This is a genomic window from Streptomyces sp. NBC_00846, assembly GCF_045207325.1.
In the GTDB taxonomy this organism is placed as follows: domain Bacteria; phylum Actinomycetota; class Actinomycetes; order Streptomycetales; family Streptomycetaceae; genus Streptomyces.
The window spans coordinates 5,140,534-5,155,936 of the sequence record NZ_CP108846.1; the positions used below are offsets into that span (position 1 = coordinate 5,140,534).

Sequence of the window (15,403 nt, forward strand, 5' to 3'; positions counted from 1 at the left end):
GGGTTCCCGCGGCGGTGAATGGATGCTCGGCGGTATCGCGGCGGTTCTGCTCGCCGCCGGATCGGCGGCCACGCTGATGGCCCGTAGGACGCGTCGACGCGGCTAGCGTTGGCCCATGGCCGAACTGTTGCTGCACCTCACCGAAGGCCCCCTGTGGGAGGCGGCCCGCGGGATCGGGACGTACGAGATGTCCACCCGCGGCCGCACCCTGCACGAAGAGGGCTTCATCCACTGCTCGCTGCCGCACCAGCTCGACGGCGTTGCCGAGATGCTGTACGGCGCGGGGAGCCGGGCCGGGGCACCCGACCAGGACCTGGTGCTCCTCGTCATCGATCCCGCCCGGCTCCCGGTACCCGTACGGTACGAGCCCGTCGCGCCCGGCGGCGAGGAGTTCCCGCACATCTACGGACCCGTCCCGGTGGACGCGGTCGTGGAGGTGCGCCGCTGGCCGAGCGAGGAAGGCGACCACGCATGAATCCCGCACCCCCCACGGGCCCCACGAACCCGGCCGCCCCGATCGTCGCCGTCACCGGCGCCGGCGGTGCGGTCGGCGGCCGGGTGGCACAGCGCCTCGTGCGCGCCGGAGTACCCGTGCGGCTCCTGGGCCGCGACCCGGCCCGGCTGCCGGAGCTGCCCGGCGCCGTCGCCGCACCGCCCGCCCCCTACGACGACGGGAAGGCCATGCGCCGCGCCCTCGCCGGGGCGCACACCCTGTTCCTCGTCTCGGCGCACGAGAGCCCCGACCGGGTACGCCAGCACACGACGGCCGTGGACGCGGCGGTCGCCGCGGGCGTCGAGCGGATCGTGTACCTCTCCTTCCTCGGAGCGGCGCCGGATGCCACGTTCACCTTCGCCCGGGACCACTGGCACACCGAGGCGCACATCCGGGTCGCCGAGGTCCGCTATACCTTCCTGTGCGACAGTCTGTACCTCGCCGGGATCCCGGCGATGACCGGCGCCGACGGGGTGCTGCGCGGTCCCGGCGGCGACGGCCGGGTGGCGGCGGTGGCGCACGAGGACATCGCCGACGCCGCGACCGCCGTACTGCTGGCCGACACCGAGACCGACAGCATGCGCCACGACGGGGTCACGTACGACCTCACGGGCCCCGAGGCATTCACCCTCGCCGAAGCGGCCGAGGAGCTCGGCAGAGCCACCGGGCGGACCGTCACCTACGTACCGGAGACCCGAGAGGAGGCCTACGCCTCACGGGCGCACTACGGCGCGGAGGACTGGGAGGTGGCCGGCTGGGTGACGTCGTACGAGGCCATCGCCACCGGCGAGATGTCCACGGTCTCGGACGCCGTACCGAACCTCACCGGGCATCCGGCGACGAGCCTGGCCGCGTATCTGAGGGAGCATCCGGACAGCTGCCGTCATCTGCTCAGGACGCACTGAGGCTCAAGACGGACTGATGCTCAGGACGGACTGATGCTCAGGACGGACTGACCTCCGTCGGGCGGCCCCGGAAGAAGAGGAGGGACGAGGTGGAGAAAGGGAGCCGGCAGCCGATGCGTACGGAGACCCCCTGGGGCCCCTGGGACCCACCCACGCTCGACGAGGCCGCACGCCTCTTCGCCCCGCTGCGCGCCCCCTGGTGGATCGCGGGCGGGTACGCGGTCGAACTCGCCGTGGGCCACACCTTCCGGGACCACGGCGACATCGACGTACTCCTGCTGCGCCGCGACCAGCTCACCGCCCAGCAGATACTGGCGAACTGGGAATGGTGGGCCGCCGATCCGCCCGGCACCCTGCGCCGCTGGCTCCCCGGCGAGGTCCTGCCGCCGTACGTCCACGACGTCTGGTGCCGCCCCGGCCCCGCCGAACCGTGGCGCATCCAGCTCATGTTCGACGATGCGGAGGGCGCCGACTGGCTGTTCCGCCGCGACCCCCGCATCCGCCTCCCGCTCGACCGGCTCGGGCAGGTCTCGACGGACGGCGTCCCGTACCTCTCCCCGGAGGTGCAACTCCTGTACAAGGCCAACTCCCCGCGCCCCAAGGACGAGCAGGACTTCGAGGCGGTGCTGCCGGTCCTCACCGCGGACCAGCGTGCCTGGCTGACCGAGACGATCACTCTCTCCCAGGGTGCCGGTCATCCATGGGCGGCACGTCTGCGCGCCCAGCCCGCCGGCTGACCACCCGCCACAGCACCGGACTTCGCTCCGCCGGGGCTTTCCCCGGCCCGCGCCGCGCGAGGGCGGCGCACGGCGGCGGGTACGGGCTCGCCCGCAGGCGACGCGGACACGCGCCGAACGGACCGTTCGCTGTTCGCCGTTCGCCGATCTCTGCCGGGGATCTCTCCGGTGTCAGCCCTCGTCGTGCTCTTTGCGCAGCGCGGCGATGTCCAGCTTCTTCATGGTCATCATCGCCGCGGTGGTCCGGGCGGCCTTCTCGGCGTCCGGGTCGCCGATCAGATCGATCAGCAGCTCCGGGACGACCTGCCACGAGACGCCGTACCTGTCCTTCAGCCAGCCGCAGGGCCCCTCTTCGCCCCCGTCGACGAGACGGTTCCAGTAGTAGTCCACCTCTTCCTGGTCCGAGCAGTGGATCTGGAACGAGATGGATTCGTTGAACGTGAACTGCGGCCCGCCGTTCAGCCCGACGAACTTCTGGCCGTTGATCTCGAACTCGACCGCCATCGCCGACCCGGCAGGCCCGGGCCCCGCTTCGGTGTAACGGCCGATCCTTCCGAGCCGGGAGTTCTTGAAAACCGAGAGGTAGTACTCCGCCGCCTCTTCGGCCTGGCCGTCGAACCACAGACACGTGGTGAAGCCCTCGATGGTCATCGCTGTCTCCTGTCGTGAGCGCATGCCGGTCGTGTGCGCATGTCCACCCATACCGACTGATCCCGCCCCGGAAAGTCATCGATCACGTTTTGGGGGGTATCGGCGGCGCCCTGCCGAACGGGCATCAGGGCCCGCCGAGCAGCAGCAGGGGCATGGCGGTGCCGGAGATGCTGTCGGGCCGTACGGCCTGGTGCCGGGTGAACGCGCGGCACACGCCGGGCGTCGACCTTACGCCGACCCCAACGGAATCGCGCAGTCCGCCGCCTCCGCCGCCTCCGCGGCCGGTCGCGCGTCCCGCCTCCCGGACCACCTCCGGGGCACGTCCCGACCTGTCACGGGAACGCGGAAGGGCCACTCAGGCATGCAAATGAATTTGCATGAAGCTCGGTCAATGCAATGTATCGTTGCATTGCTCGTTAGTCACCCCATCACTCACCCAAGGAGAGTGGAATCCGTGACCATGCACTCAGCGACCCTGGCGATCAACGAGACGATCCAGGCCCGCAAGACGGCAGGTGAGAGGGTGCTCCACCTGGGCTTCGGCGAAGCCGGGCTGCCCGTCCCCGACGGCATCGCCGCTCTTCTGGCCCGGGCCGCCGGACGCAACAGCTACGGCGCCGTCGTCGGCTCGCCGGAAGCGCGGGAGGCCGCCGCCGGATGGTTCGGCCGCCGCAGCCTCCCGACCGAGCCGGATCAGGTGCTGTTCGCCCCGGGCAGCAAGGCCCTGCTGTTCGCGCTGCTGGCCGCGCTCCCCGGCGACCTCGTGCTGCCCTGTCCCGCCTGGGTCAGCTACGCCGCCCAGGCGGCCATCGTGGGCAAGCGGGTCATCGACGTGCCGATTCCGGCCGAGTGCGGCGGCGTCCCGGACCCCGCCCTCCTGGAGCAGGCCCTCACCCGGGCCCGGACTGCCGGAGCGAACCCCGGCGTGCTGCTGCTGACCGTGCCCGACAACCCCACAGGCACGATCGCGCCCCCGGAGTATGTCCGTGAGGTGTGCGCCATCGCCGAGCGCCACGGCCTCGCGATCGTGTCCGACGAGATCTACGCCGAGCTCTGCCACGACGGACAGCCCGCCCCCAGCGCCGCCGCGTACCTGCCCGAGCGCACCGTGGTGACCAGCGGACTGAGCAAGTCGATGGCTCTGGGCGGCTGGCGCATCGGATTCGCCCGCGTCCCGGACAACCGGTGGGGCGCCGGCCTCATGCGCGGCCTGATCGGCATCGCGAGCGAGGTGTGGTCCAGCCTGGCCGCCCCCATGCAGGCCGCCGCGGCGCACATCCTGGCCGACCCCGACGAGGTCACCGGCCACATCGTCGCCGCGCGCCGCCTGCATGCCACGGTGGCCCGCGCGGTGCACGGCGAGTTCACCCGTGCCGGTGCCACCTGCCGCCTCCCCCGGGCCGGCTTCTACCTCTACCCCGACTTCGAGCCGGTTCGCGACGACCTCGCCCGCCGGGGCATCACCACGGGGGCCGAGCTGGCGAACGTCCTGCTGGAGCGGTACGGCGTGGGAGTCCTGGCCGGGGAAGCCTTCGGCGACGAGTCACGCGGGCTGCGCGCCCGGGTGGCCACCAGCCTCCTGTACGGGGAGTCGGCCGACGAGCGCTGGACCGCCCTGCGCAGCGACGACCCGATGGAGCTGCCATGGATCGCCGGTTCCCTGAACCACCTGCGCGATGCCCTGACCGGCCTCGGCCGGGACTGAACCGGTCGGCCCACGTCAACGGAAGGAATTTCCCCGATGGACAAGACGGGTGCACGTCCCGCAGGACGCGCTCGTCGCCCGGCCACGTCACCTTGCGCGCCCCGGAGCCGGGATCGGTCCGGTTCCGGGGCCGTCCCGTGCGCGCCGGCCGGCACCGCGCATCGGCTCCCGGCGGCTCGGACCGCGTCGGCGGACGCACCACCACCGCGCGGTGCACACGAGGAACGGATCCACCGTCACACCCGCGGGGGCGCACATGGGGAGAGAATTCTCTTATGGCCTCCACGTCTCCCTCCGCTCCACAGACATTCGACGAGCTTCTCGCCGAGCTACGCCGCCGGGCAACCTCGCTCACCCCCTCGCAGCGGCGTCTGGCCGACCAGGTCATGGCCGACCCCGAAGGGGTGGCCTTCATGACGGTCTCCGAACTCGCCAATTCCGTAGGCGTGAACGAAGCAACCGTCGTCCGGTTCGCCTCCAGTCTCGGCCTCGACGGTTACCCCGGCCTGTCCCGCCTGTGCAGACAGCAACTGCGTGACCAGGCCCAACTGCTGCACCGCTACAACAACCTGGAGCAGCTCACCGCAGAGGGCGGCGACCCGCTCGAACGGGCGGTCGCGTTCGACCAGGCCAACATCGCGCGGACCTTCGCCCGTATCCCCTCTGCCACGTGGCAGGAGGCCGTGTCCACGCTGGCCAAGTCATCGAGCGTCCATGTGATGGGGCTGCGCAAGTGCCACGCCCCGGCCTACCTCCTGGGCTACCTCCTGGGGATGCTGCGCGAAGAGGTCCATACCGTCACCGCGGCGGCCGGGAACCTCACCGACGAACTGCGCCGGGTCGGCCCCGACGACTGCTTCGTGGCCGTCTCCATCCACCGTTACAGCGCCGAAACCGTCACGGCGCTGCGATGGGCCCGAAGCCGTGGCGCCCGCTGCCTGGCCTTGACGGACAATCCCGCGTCACCCCTGGCGACCATGGCCCACTACACCTTCTACGTCGATGCGGCCGGCCCGTCCGTGCTGCGTTCCATGACCGCCTTCACCGCTCTCGCACAGGCGCTGGCCACCGGCGTCGCACAGGAGCGGGGCCTGGAGGCGCGATCCACGCTGCTGCAAGAGGAAGAGCTGCTGGGGCAGTTCGGCGTCTATGTGACGCCCGAGGACTGACCGTGACGCATCGGTGCCGAGACCGGAGAGGCGATCATCCGCTCCGCCCTCGGCGTTGACGTCCTCAGGACGCCGATTCGCCCGTCGAAGAACTCGCCCCTCGGTTTCGCGACATCCCCGCCTCCTGCCCTCGCGGGCTTCCGTACAGGCCACCGCGCCCGTGCCCGAACCTGCTCAGGATCCGTCCCACATTCCCAGACGCTCGAGCCCGCGCTGCCGGAGCCGCTCCGAGGCTGCGGTGAGGCCGAGGACAAGTCCCATGACCAGCCCGAGGAACACCGCGAACAGGAGATCGTCGGGTCCCTCCCCAGACGACACCAGCAACAAGAAGAGGGCGAAGGAAACGGCCGCGCAAAGACCGGTCCCGACCGGGTGGCGGGCCACCCGTTTCTGGATCCGAGTCGGACGCCGCTGCCCACCCAGGGCCCGGTCCAGAGCCCAGAACACATCTCCCACGGACCGCCGCCAGTTCGCCACGGCAGAGGAATTCGGCAGCCGCCCGGTCGATCCCGGCCGAGTACTCATGGCAGGGCAACGGTCTGCCGTGGCGCTTCCCGCAGCCTCGCCGAGGTCGCCCCCCACGCAGCGGGACGAGCCGTCCGGGTGGCCATGCCGGGTCATACCCAGGTCCGGCCCCGCAGTCCAGGACATGGTCCGATGCCGCGCCAGGGGTGGACGAGGCATCGTCGGGGCATGACGAACCGAACGGTCCCTGTGGGCACCCCGGCATCGGCCATCGGCGACCGGCTGCGCACCGCGCTTCCGGTGGAGCAGTTGGGCGCTACTGGCTTCCCCGGACGCCGGGCCGGGGGCACCGCCATGGTGCTTGGCCTGCTCCTGATGACGGCCGGTGCACTGCTGCGAGGCGGCGGGGTGGGTCCTGACCTCGTCTCCCAAACGTCTCCCAAATGATCTGCGAAAGGCAGAAAGGCCCGACCGCTCGAAGCGGTCGGGCCTTTCGAATTCCTGCTCTGACCTGCGGTCCAACCTGGGGCTGAACAGCGGGCTGATCAAGCCTTCTTGGTCTCCCAGAAGATCTTGTCGATCTGGGCGATGTAGTCCAGCGCCTTCTGGCCCGTCGCCGGGTCAGTGGAGGCCTTCGCGGCCGACAGCGCCTTCAGGGCGTCGTTGACCAGCTGGTGCAGCTCCGGGTACTTCTCGAAGTGCGGGGGCTTGAAGTAGTCGCTCCACAGCACCGAGACGTGGTGCTTGGCGAGCTCGGCGCGCTGCTCCTTGATGACCACTGCGCGGGCCCGGAAGTGCGGGTCCTCGTTGGCCTGGTACTTCTCCTGGACGGCCTTGACGGACTCCGCCTCGATGCGGGCCTGGGCCGGGTCGTACACGCCGCAGGGCAGGTCGCAGTGGGCGCTGACCTTCACCTTGGGGGCAAACAGGCGGGAAAGCATTGAGCTGTCCTTCCTCGTGATCGTCTTCTCAGGTGGGACATTACTCCGTGAGTGACGGGTTTTAGCGGCTGCCCCCATGGGCTTAGGCCAAAAGTCCAGGGTGAGGATGGGGCCGGTGGCCGAATGTACGGAACGCTGTACGGGACGGTGTACTGGACGAACCGGGGAGGTGCCGGAGAGATGCGGGAGGTGCCGGAGGTGCCGGAGGTGCCTGAGCTGACGCAGGAGCAGCGGGGGGGAGGGCCGGCCGGGCGCGTGCCGTTCCAGGTGGTGGAGGTGACGGGGCCGTCGATGGTGCCCACGCTCCATCACGGGGACTGGCTGCTCGTGCAGTACGGGGCGACGGTGCGCCCCGGGGACGTGGTGATTCTGCGCCATCCGTTCCAGCAGGATCTGCTGGTCGTCAAGCGGGCCGCCGAACGCCGCCGGGGCGGCTGGTGGGTGCTGGCCGACAACATCTTCGCCGGCGGCGACAGTACGGATTACGGGACGGTGCCGGAGGAGCTCGTACTGGCCAGGGTCCAGGCACGCTACCGGCCGCTGAAGAAGGATCAGCGGTCGGTGTGGGGTGTGGTGACCTGGGCGGTCTCCGCGCTGCGGCCGGTGACGGCGGCGCGTTCCGTCTCCAGGCGCTTGCGGGCCCGGTAGGCGGCCACGTTGGCGCGGGTCGCGCAGCGGTCCGAGCAGTAGCGGCGGGAGCGATTGGTCGAGGTGTCGAGATAGGCGTTACGGCACGGCGCCGCCTCGCACAGGCCGAGCCGGTTCACCCCGTACGAGGTGAGGTGGAAGGCGAGGCCCATCGCCGCGATGGCGGCGTACCCGGCCGTCGCGTTCGACGGGTGGTCGGCCAGGTGCATGTGCCAGTCCGGCTTGCCGTCCTCGTCGCGGAAGTCGTGCCCGGAGATCTGCGGGCTGACCGGGAACTCCAGCAGCAGCGAGTTGAGCAGGTCGACGGCGAGCGTCTCGTCACCGCCGTCGGCCGCTTCGAAGACCGCGCGCAGCCGTGCCCGTACGGACCGGAAGCGGGTCACGTCCGCGTCGGTCGCCCGCCGGGCCGCCTGTTGGTTGAGGCCGAACAGCTCACGTACCGCCTCGACGGAGGTGAGGGAGTCCTTGTTGCGGTTCGGCTCCTCGGTGTTGACCAGACGCACGGCGTAGTCCGAGTAATAGGCCAGTTCCACTTGTAGTCCTTACGGCGTCGGTCTAAAGTGATGCAGCGAACGATGTAATGGGCTTTTCCCTTTTCAGGGTATTACATGAGGGGTTCCTTGTGGCGGAGACATCGACAGGCACCGACTGGGCGGCCTGGCAGGAGAGCTGGGACCGCCAGCAGGAGTGGTACATGCCCGACCGTGAGGAACGGTTCCGGGTGATGCTGGACATGGTCGAGGCCGTGGTGGGATCCCGGCCGAGGGTGCTCGATCTCGCCTGCGGTACGGGAAGTATTACGGACCGGCTCCTCAAGCGGTTCCCCGAGGCCACCAGCACGGGCGTCGACCTCGACCCGGCGCTGCTCGCCATCGCCCGCGGCCACTTCGACGGCGACGAGCGCGTCACCTTCGTCACCGCCGACCTCAAGGACCCCGACTGGGCAGGGCAGTTGCCGTACGAGTCGTACGACGCGGTCCTCACCGCCACCGCGCTGCACTGGCTGCACACCGAACCGCTGACCGCGCTCTACCGGCGCATCGGCGGACTCGTCAGGGACGGCGGCGTGTTCATGAACGCCGACCACATGATCGACACCGAGACGCCCCGTATCAACGCGGCCGAGCGCGCCCACCGGCACGCGGCCATGGACCGTGCCAGGGCCGCGGGCGCTCTCGACTGGACGGACTGGTGGGCCCTCGCCGCGAAGGCCCCGGTCCTCGCCGGGCCGACCGCCGAGCGGTACACGATCTACGGCGAGCACGCGGACGGCGACACACCGTCCGTGCGGTGGCACGTCGACACCCTGCGCGAGGCGGGGTTCGGCGAGGCGCGCGCCGTCTGGGCGTCGCCGTCGGACAGCCTGGTGCTCGCCGTGAAGTAGCGACGGGACGCGCAGGGAGGGCGGTGCGGGGCGGTTGCCCGTACCGCCTCTTCTTTTCTGTCTTCCGTTGCAACCCGCCGTGCCTCCCACCGCACTGGAAAAGTGAGACGGTCCGCACCCGCGGACCCGGAGAGGGGCGCCGACGATGCGGATCGAGGCCCGCCCAGGGGCAGCCGGGTCTGGCGGACTGCGTGAACGAGGAGCTGCCGGACGGGCGGACGCTGACGACCTGGAGCGACCCGATGAACTAAGGGGCCAACCCGCAGTGGGGGAGGGAGCTGGCCGGCCGGCTCACCCTGAAGGACGGCGGGGTGCTGGCCGTCCGTGACAGCACCGGCTTCAAGGGCGAGCGGGCGCAGGGCCCGCTCCTGAAGACGCCGCCGCTGACCCGTGCCCAGCTGCGGACGCTGCTGCTCAGCCCGGAGCTGCTGCCGAAGAAGCAGGAGAAGCAGGAGAAGTAGGGGACATGGGAGGAGGGCGGTACGGACGCCGGGTCCGTACCGCCCTCCTCCCGTGCTCTTACAACACCGCTTACAGCACCTTCGACAGGAACGACTTCGTCCGGTCGTGCTGCGGGTTCGTCAGTACGTCGCGCGGGTGGCCCGACTCGACCACCACACCGTCGTCCATGAAGACCAGCGCATCGCCGACCTCACGGGCGAAGCCCATCTCATGGGTCACGACGATCATCGTCATGCCGTCCTCCGCGAGCCCGCGCATGACGTCCAGTACGTCGCCCACCAGCTCCGGGTCGAGCGCCGATGTCGGCTCGTCGAAGAGCATCAGCTTCGGCTCCATGGCCAGGGCGCGGGCGATGGCCACCCGCTGCTGCTGGCCGCCGGAGAGCTGGGAGGGGTAGTTCTTCGCCTTGTCGGCCAGGCCCACCCGGTCCAGCAGCTGTTCGGCCCGGGCCCTCGCCACGGCTTTCGGCTCGCGCTTGACCTGGACCGGGGCCTCCATGACGTTCTCGATCGCCGTCATGTGGGGGAAGAGGTTGAAGCGCTGGAAGACCATGCCGATGTCCCGGCGCTTCAGGGCGACGTCGCTGTCCTTGAGCTCGTAGAGCTTGTCGCCCTTCTGGCGGTAACCCACCAGCTCGCCGTCGACGTACAGCCGGCCGGCATTGATCTGCTCCAGGTGATTGATGCACCGCAGGAAGGTCGACTTGCCGGAGCCGGAGGGGCCGATCAGACAGAAGACCTCGCGCGGAGCGACCTCCAGGTCGATGCCCTTGAGGATGTGCGCGGCGCCGAAGGACTTGTGGACGCCCTGGGCTTTCACCATCGGGTGCGTAGTCATCGGGCCACCTCCGAACGGCGGAACAGGTTCAGGTTGGCGCGCAGGCGCTGTAGCGGAGTGGGCGGCAGGGATCGCAGCGAACCGCGGGCGTAGCGGCGTTCCAGGTAGTACTGGCCGACGCTGAACACACTGGTCAGGGTCAGGTACCAGATCGAGGCGACGAACAGCATCTCCATCACCGCGAACGATGTGGCCGCGATGTCCTGTGCGCTGCGCAGCAGATCCTGGTACTGGACGGCGACGACCAGCGACGACGTCTTGAGCATGTTGATGAACTCGTTACCCGTCGGCGGGATGATCACCCGCATCGACTGCGGCAGCACCACACGCCGCAGGGTCTTCGCCTGCGTCATGCCCAGCGCGTGGGATGCCTCGGTCTGGCCCTCGTCCACCGACTGGATGCCGGACCGGACGATCTCCGCCATGTACGCGCCTTCGTTGAGGCCGAGGCCCAGCAGGGCGGCCAGGAAGGGAGTCATGACATCGGTCATCTCGTTCCGGTAGAACCCGATGTCGAAGATCGGGAAGATCAGGGCGAGGTTGAACCAGATGAGCAGTTGCACATAGACCGGAGTGCCCCGGAAGAACCAGATGTACAGCCAGGCGACCGTGCTGGTCACCGAGTTCTTGGACAAGCGCATCACGGCGAACAGCACGCCGAGTACCAGACCCAGCGCCATGGAGGCAACGCTGATGTAGATCGTATTGCGGAGGCCGGCCAGGATGCTGGGGTCGAGCAGCTTGTCCGGCACGGTTGCCCAGCGCACATTGCCCTGCGAGAAGGCGTACGCAAGCCCCACGAGCAACGCGAACACGACTACGGCGCTGATCCAGCGCCCGTAGTGGCGTACCGGGATGGCCTTGATGGCCTGGGGCGCGGCCCCGTCCGGGGCGGGTGTCGCCCCGGACGGAACCTTCTTGATCACGTAGTTCACAACGACTGCCCTTCAGCGGTGCGTGGGTCAGGATCCGCCGTTGACGACTGCCTTGGTAACCGCACCGTCACCAGCGCCCCACTTGTCGAGAGCGGCCTTATAGGTGCCATCGGCGATGACCGCGTCCACGGCGGCCTGGAGGGCGTCACGCAGCTTTGTGTTCTTCTTGTCGACCGCGAGACCGAACGGGCCGGCGTCCCCCTTGTTGGCGATGGCCTCAAAGTCGTTGCCGTCGCCCGCGGTCTTGGCGATGTGCGCGGCGACCGGGGAGTCGTTCAAGTCGGCGACGGCGCCACCCGACTTGACCCGGGTCTGGGCCTCGGCATCGGTCGAGAAGGCCTGGATGGAGATCTTCGCCTTGCCGTTCGTCGCGCACTTGGCCGACAGGTCCTTGGCGGCGGTTTCGTACGTCGTACCGCGCTGGACAGCGAGCTTCTTGCCGCACAGGTCGTCGACGGACTGGATGCCTTCCGGGTTGCCCTTCTTCACCAGGATGCCGGTGCTAGCCGTGAAGTAGTCGACGAAGTCGACACCCGTGCCGGTCTTCTTGCCCTTGTCGTCCAGACCCTCCTGGCGGGCCTTGGTGTCGCTCATGGAGGACATGATTACGTCGTAGCGGCCGGTAGGCAGCGCGCCGAGCAGGGTGTCGAAGGTGCCGGAGGTGAACTCGAAGTTCACACCGAGCTGCTTGCCCAGGGCCGCGGCGATGTCAGGGTCGACACCGACGATCTTCTCGCCCTGCTTGAACTCCATCGGGGCGTACGTGGCGTCCGTACCAACCTTGATGACACCGGCCTTCTGGATGTCCGCCGGTAGTTTGGTGAAGAGCGGCGCGCTGTTCTCGCCGCCCTTCTTCTTCGAGGTGTCCGAGTTCGTCTGGTCGCCGCAGGCGGTCAGCAGCATGGTGCCGGCGACCGCGATGGCGCCGACCGCTGCAATCCGGGACTTCGCGGCCGTACGACGAGTGGTGCTTGCGGTCATGATCGGGTACCTCCGGCGGATGAGGGTGGTGCGAGGCGGTGCGGAAACCCGACGTCGGATGCCGCCGCCCTGTGCGATTACGGCATCTTGCCATTCGGACTGGGCCATTCAGGGTGCCGGTCATGTCAAAATCGGGTAACGGGCGATCCCCGAACATCAGGGGCCGGTACATCAGGGCCGGACCATCTGCGGGGTTTTCAACTTCGTGCCGGAGGATCTGCGGCGTGTCTCGGCAGATGGATATTTTTCGTCGCTTGGTCGACTTGTCCAGGTATTCGACTATGAGTCACGTCACCGCGCCGATTTGGACTCGTCCGTAATGCGGTCCGTCCGGTAAGAAAGACCTCTACACCCCTCATCCGGGGCTCAGGGCGCGTGTGCGGCGCGCCCGCGCGTATGTATCTCCCCCTGCCGGGGCGGGCCAACCGCCGGGCGCAGGGGACGTACGCGGTGCCCGCCCACCCCTCCTCAACCAGGAGTGGCCACCCTCAAACGATGAAGACTTAAGGGGTCAACACCATGGCAGCGGAGATCGTCAATCCTCGCAGCGACAGCACCACTGACAGCACCACTGACAGCACCACCGATGCGCCGTTCGACCCGGCCTTCGCGCTCCACCGCGGCGGCAAGATGGCTGTGCAAGCCACCGTGCCCGTCCGTGACAAGGACGACCTGTCCCTCGCGTACACGCCCGGCGTCGCCAGGGTGTGCAGCGCCATCGCCGAGAATCCCGAGCTGGTCCACGACTACACCTGGAAGTCGCAGGTCGTCGCCGTCGTGACGGACGGCACCGCGGTGCTCGGCCTCGGTGACATCGGCCCCGAGGCGTCCCTCCCGGTGATGGAGGGCAAGGCGATCCTGTTCAAGCAGTTCGGCGGCGTCGACGCGGTGCCGATCGCGCTCGCGACCACCGACGCGGACGAGATCGTCGAGACGGTCGTCCGGCTCGCGCCGTCCTTCGGCGGCGTGAACCTGGAGGACATCTCGGCGCCGCGCTGCTTCGAGATCGAGCGCAAGCTCCAGGAACGGCTCGACATCCCGGTCTTCCACGACGACCAGCACGGCACAGCCGTCGTGACGCTCGCGGCCCTGCGCAACGCCGCGAAGCTGTCCGGCCGGAGCCTCGGCGACCTGCGCGCGGTGATCTCCGGCGCCGGTGCGGCCGGGGTCGCCATCGCCAAGTTCCTGCTGGAGGCTGGGCTCGGCGATGTCGCCGTGGCCGACCGCAAGGGCATCGTCAGCCGGGACCGCAAGGACCTGACGGACGTCAAGCGCGAGCTGGCCGAACTCACCAACCGGGCCGGGATCTCCGGTTCGCTGGAGAGCGCGCTGGCCGGTGCGGACGTCTTCATCGGCGTCTCCGGCGGTACGGTGCCCGAGGCGGCCGTCGCGTCGATGGCGCCCGGCGCGTTCGTCTTCGCCATGGCCAACCCGAACCCCGAGGTCCACCCCGACGTCGCGCACAAGTACGCGGCCGTCGTGGCGACCGGGCGGTCGGACTACCCGAACCAGATCAACAACGTGCTGGCCTTCCCCGGCATCTTCGCGGGCGCCCTTCAGGTCCGGGCCTCCCGGATCACCGAGGGCATGAAGATCGCCGCGGCGAACGCGCTGGCGGATGTCGTGGGCGACGAGCTCGCGGCGGACTACGTGATTCCGTCGCCGTTCGACGAGCGGGTCGCGCCTGCGGTGACAGCCGCTGTGGCCGCGGCGGCGCGGGCGGAAGGCGTGGCGAGGCGCTGAGGTCCGGGGCGGGGCGGGGTGCGCTGCCCGGGTGCGGGGTGTGTGCCCGTGGGCGATCCGGTCGCGGGTGCGTCTGCGGCGGGCCCGTTGCTCTCCCCGCCCCTTCCTTGTCCGGGGGTGCTGCCCCCGGGCTCCTGCTTCTTCCTGTCCGGGGTGCTGGCCCCGGGCTCCCGCTTCTTCCTGTCCGGGGTGCTGCCCCCGGTATCCCTGTTCCTTCTTGTCCGCGGGTGCTGCCCCGGACCTCAGCCCCTCCAACGCCGGAGGGGCTGATTCTTTCGCGGTGCGCGTCACACCCGTAGCCGGTTACGCCGGTCCGCGCCCCGGCCTATCGTCGAGACCATGTTCGCCGCCTACGCATCCCGTATCGACCGCGACCAGCCCCTGAACGGCCTTGAGCTGGGTGAGCGCCCCGCCCCCGAGGCGCGTCCCGGCTGGACCACCGTCAGCGTCCGGGCCGCCTCACTCAACCACCACGACCTCTGGTCCCTGCGCGGCGTCGGCCTCGCCGAGGACAAACTGCCGATGATTCTCGGCTGCGACGCCGCCGGGATCGACGAGGACGGCAACGAGGTCGTCCTGCACTCCGTCATCGGGCAGACCGGGCACGGCGTCGGCCCGAAGGAACCCCGGTCCATCCTCACCGAGCGCTACCAGGGCACCTTCGCCGAGCAGGTCGCCGTCCCCAGCTGGAATGTGCTGCCCAAGCCGAAGGAACTCACCTTCGAGCAGGCCGCCTGCCTGCCGACCGCCTGGCTCACCGCGTACCGGATGCTCTTCACCAACGCCGGCGTGCGCCCGGGTGATTCGGTCCTCGTCCAGGGCGCGGGCGGCGGCGTCGCCACCGCCGCGATCGTGCTCGGCCGGGCCGCCGGGCTGCGGATCCACGCCACCAGCCGCGACGAGGCCAAGCGCAAGCGTGCCGTCGAACTCGGCGCGATCGCGGCGTACGAGCCCGGCGCGCGGCTGCCGGAGCGCGTCGACGCGGTCATCGAGACCGTCGGCGCCGCCACCTGGTCCCACTCGGTGAAGTCCCTGCGCCCCGGCGGCACGCTCGTCATCTCCGGTGCGACCAGCGGCGACCGGCCCTCGCACGCCGAGCTGACCCGGATCTTCTTCCTGGAACTGAAGGTCGTCGGCTCGACCATGGGGTCCAAGGACGAGCTGGAGGATCTGCTGGCGTTCTGCGCGACGACCGGCGTGCGGCCCGTCATCGATGAGGTGCTGCCGCTGGACCGGGCCCGCGAGGGGTTCGAACGGCTGGCCGCGGGCGACCAGTTCGGAAAGATTGTGCTCACCTGCTCTTGAGGTGTTCGGGGTGAGCTGTTCTCATCTGCGCCATGCGAATGC

At 69.6% G+C, this 15,403-nt stretch carries 17 protein-coding genes; 11 read left to right on the forward strand and 6 right to left on the reverse strand.

Going from position 1 to position 15,403, the window contains the following annotated elements:
• The first annotated feature begins 115 nt into the window (after positions 1 to 115).
• From OG936_RS23855 to OG936_RS23865, 3 genes are all read left to right on the forward strand, one after another.
• Positions 116 to 475 carry a DUF952 domain-containing protein gene (locus OG936_RS23855; protein ID WP_406497303.1) on the forward strand — a complete coding sequence of 120 codons (360 nt, stop codon included), beginning with the start codon at positions 116 to 118 and terminating at the stop codon, positions 473 to 475.
• On the forward strand, positions 472 to 1,398 hold the full coding sequence (locus OG936_RS23860; RefSeq protein ID WP_406497305.1) for an NmrA family NAD(P)-binding protein: 927 nt from the start codon (positions 472 to 474) through the stop codon (positions 1,396 to 1,398). Before OG936_RS23855 ends, OG936_RS23860 begins: the two co-directional genes overlap by 4 nt.
• A gap of 113 nt (positions 1,399 to 1,511) precedes the next feature.
• On the forward strand, positions 1,512 to 2,135 hold the full coding sequence (locus tag OG936_RS23865; RefSeq protein WP_406500580.1) for a nucleotidyltransferase domain-containing protein: 624 nt from the start codon (positions 1,512 to 1,514) through the stop codon (positions 2,133 to 2,135).
• 171 nt (positions 2,136 to 2,306) lie between these two features.
• Here OG936_RS23865 and OG936_RS23870 read toward each other — a convergent pair whose 3' ends face one another.
• Complete coding sequence (locus tag OG936_RS23870; RefSeq protein ID WP_406497307.1) at positions 2,307 to 2,786, reverse strand: VOC family protein; 480 nt, start codon at positions 2,784 to 2,786, stop codon at positions 2,307 to 2,309.
• Positions 2,787 to 3,240: 454 nt separating this feature from the next.
• Here OG936_RS23870 and OG936_RS23875 point away from each other — a divergent pair, with 454 nt between their 5' ends.
• The 3 genes from OG936_RS23875 to OG936_RS23885 all read left to right on the forward strand — a co-directional run bounded on the left by OG936_RS23875 (position 3,241) and on the right by OG936_RS23885 (position 6,572).
• Positions 3,241 to 4,491: a pyridoxal phosphate-dependent aminotransferase gene (locus OG936_RS23875; RefSeq protein ID WP_406497308.1), complete on the forward strand. Its 1,251-nt coding sequence runs from the start codon at positions 3,241 to 3,243 to the stop codon at positions 4,489 to 4,491.
• Positions 4,492 to 4,766: 275 nt separating this feature from the next.
• Positions 4,767 to 5,660, forward strand: coding sequence for a MurR/RpiR family transcriptional regulator (locus OG936_RS23880; RefSeq protein ID WP_406497309.1), 894 nt, complete (start codon positions 4,767 to 4,769; stop codon positions 5,658 to 5,660).
• 693 nt (positions 5,661 to 6,353) lie between these two features.
• Positions 6,354 to 6,572: a hypothetical protein gene (locus tag OG936_RS23885; RefSeq protein ID WP_406497311.1), complete on the forward strand. Its 219-nt coding sequence runs from the start codon at positions 6,354 to 6,356 to the stop codon at positions 6,570 to 6,572.
• Positions 6,573 to 6,670: 98 nt separating this feature from the next.
• Here OG936_RS23885 and sodN read toward each other — a convergent pair whose 3' ends face one another.
• Positions 6,671 to 7,066, reverse strand: coding sequence for a superoxide dismutase, Ni (gene sodN / locus OG936_RS23890; RefSeq protein WP_093899557.1), 396 nt, complete (start codon positions 7,064 to 7,066; stop codon positions 6,671 to 6,673).
• 180 nt (positions 7,067 to 7,246) lie between these two features.
• Here sodN and sodX point away from each other — a divergent pair, with 180 nt between their 5' ends.
• Positions 7,247 to 7,714 carry a nickel-type superoxide dismutase maturation protease gene (gene sodX / locus OG936_RS23895; RefSeq protein ID WP_406497313.1) on the forward strand — a complete coding sequence of 156 codons (468 nt, stop codon included), beginning with the start codon at positions 7,247 to 7,249 and terminating at the stop codon, positions 7,712 to 7,714.
• Here sodX and OG936_RS23900 read toward each other — a convergent pair.
• On the reverse strand, positions 7,618 to 8,247 hold the full coding sequence (locus OG936_RS23900; RefSeq protein WP_383755763.1) for a CGNR zinc finger domain-containing protein: 630 nt from the start codon (positions 8,245 to 8,247) through the stop codon (positions 7,618 to 7,620). The two genes, sodX and OG936_RS23900, sit on opposite strands and share 97 nt — an antisense overlap.
• Positions 8,248 to 8,294: 47 nt before the next feature.
• Between OG936_RS23900 and OG936_RS23905 the strand changes: the two genes are divergently transcribed.
• Together OG936_RS23905 and OG936_RS23910 are read left to right on the forward strand one after the other, a co-directional pair.
• Positions 8,295 to 9,098 carry a class I SAM-dependent methyltransferase gene (locus OG936_RS23905; RefSeq protein ID WP_406497314.1) on the forward strand — a complete coding sequence of 268 codons (804 nt, stop codon included), beginning with the start codon at positions 8,295 to 8,297 and terminating at the stop codon, positions 9,096 to 9,098.
• A gap of 311 nt (positions 9,099 to 9,409) precedes the next feature.
• Complete coding sequence (locus OG936_RS23910; protein WP_406497315.1) at positions 9,410 to 9,559, forward strand: hypothetical protein; 150 nt, start codon at positions 9,410 to 9,412, stop codon at positions 9,557 to 9,559.
• A 70-nt stretch (positions 9,560 to 9,629) separates the two neighbouring features.
• On the opposite strand, the gene OG936_RS23915 is transcribed toward OG936_RS23910, so the two are convergent.
• Genes OG936_RS23915 through OG936_RS23925 form a run of 3 tightly spaced genes read right to left on the reverse strand, consistent with a single transcriptional unit; the run spans position 9,630 to position 12,313 of the window.
• A complete protein-coding gene (locus OG936_RS23915) occupies positions 9,630 to 10,397 on the reverse strand; it encodes an amino acid ABC transporter ATP-binding protein (RefSeq protein WP_406497317.1) in 768 nt (255 codons plus the stop codon).
• The gene (locus OG936_RS23920) at positions 10,394 to 11,332 is read right to left on the reverse strand and encodes an amino acid ABC transporter permease (RefSeq protein ID WP_406497319.1); all 939 of its coding nucleotides are present in this window, start codon (positions 11,330 to 11,332) and stop codon (positions 10,394 to 10,396) included. The genes OG936_RS23915 and OG936_RS23920 overlap by 4 nt, the downstream gene beginning before the upstream one ends.
• A gap of 27 nt (positions 11,333 to 11,359) precedes the next feature.
• Entirely contained in the window at positions 11,360 to 12,313 is a 954-nt protein-coding gene (locus OG936_RS23925; protein WP_406497321.1) for an ABC transporter substrate-binding protein, read from the reverse strand.
• Positions 12,314 to 12,832: 519 nt separating this feature from the next.
• Here OG936_RS23925 and OG936_RS23930 point away from each other — a divergent pair.
• Together OG936_RS23930 and OG936_RS23935 are read left to right on the forward strand one after the other, a co-directional pair.
• Complete coding sequence (locus tag OG936_RS23930) at positions 12,833 to 14,056, forward strand: NADP-dependent malic enzyme (RefSeq protein WP_406497323.1); 1,224 nt, start codon at positions 12,833 to 12,835, stop codon at positions 14,054 to 14,056.
• A 339-nt stretch (positions 14,057 to 14,395) separates the two neighbouring features.
• A complete protein-coding gene (locus OG936_RS23935; protein WP_383755778.1) occupies positions 14,396 to 15,361 on the forward strand; it encodes a zinc-binding dehydrogenase in 966 nt (321 codons plus the stop codon).
• Positions 15,362 to 15,403 lie beyond the last annotated feature (42 nt).

Bases quoted from the DNA above. Each gene is read 5' to 3' on its own strand.
- OG936_RS23870 (WP_406497307.1), bottom strand. From the start codon at position 2,786: ATGACCATCGAGGGCTTCACCACGTGTCTGTGGTTCGACGGCCAGGCC.
- OG936_RS23860 (WP_406497305.1), top strand. From the start codon at position 472: ATGAATCCCGCACCCCCCACGGGCCCCACGAACCCGGCCGCCCCGATC.
- sodN (WP_093899557.1), bottom strand. From the start codon at position 7,066: ATGCTTTCCCGCCTGTTTGCCCCCAAGGTGAAGGTCAGCGCCCACTGC.
- OG936_RS23885 (WP_406497311.1), top strand. From the start codon at position 6,354: ATGACGAACCGAACGGTCCCTGTGGGCACCCCGGCATCGGCCATCGGC.
- OG936_RS23855 (WP_406497303.1), top strand. From the start codon at position 116: ATGGCCGAACTGTTGCTGCACCTCACCGAAGGCCCCCTGTGGGAGGCG.
- OG936_RS23930 (WP_406497323.1), top strand. From the start codon at position 12,833: ATGGCAGCGGAGATCGTCAATCCTCGCAGCGACAGCACCACTGACAGC.
- OG936_RS23935 (WP_383755778.1), top strand. From the start codon at position 14,396: ATGTTCGCCGCCTACGCATCCCGTATCGACCGCGACCAGCCCCTGAAC.
- sodX (WP_406497313.1), top strand. From the start codon at position 7,247: ATGCGGGAGGTGCCGGAGGTGCCGGAGGTGCCTGAGCTGACGCAGGAG.
- OG936_RS23865 (WP_406500580.1), top strand. From the start codon at position 1,512: ATGCGTACGGAGACCCCCTGGGGCCCCTGGGACCCACCCACGCTCGAC.
- OG936_RS23905 (WP_406497314.1), top strand. From the start codon at position 8,295: ATGGGCTTTTCCCTTTTCAGGGTATTACATGAGGGGTTCCTTGTGGCG.
- OG936_RS23915 (WP_406497317.1), bottom strand. From the start codon at position 10,397: ATGACTACGCACCCGATGGTGAAAGCCCAGGGCGTCCACAAGTCCTTC.
- OG936_RS23880 (WP_406497309.1), top strand. From the start codon at position 4,767: ATGGCCTCCACGTCTCCCTCCGCTCCACAGACATTCGACGAGCTTCTC.
- OG936_RS23925 (WP_406497321.1), bottom strand. From the start codon at position 12,313: ATGACCGCAAGCACCACTCGTCGTACGGCCGCGAAGTCCCGGATTGCA.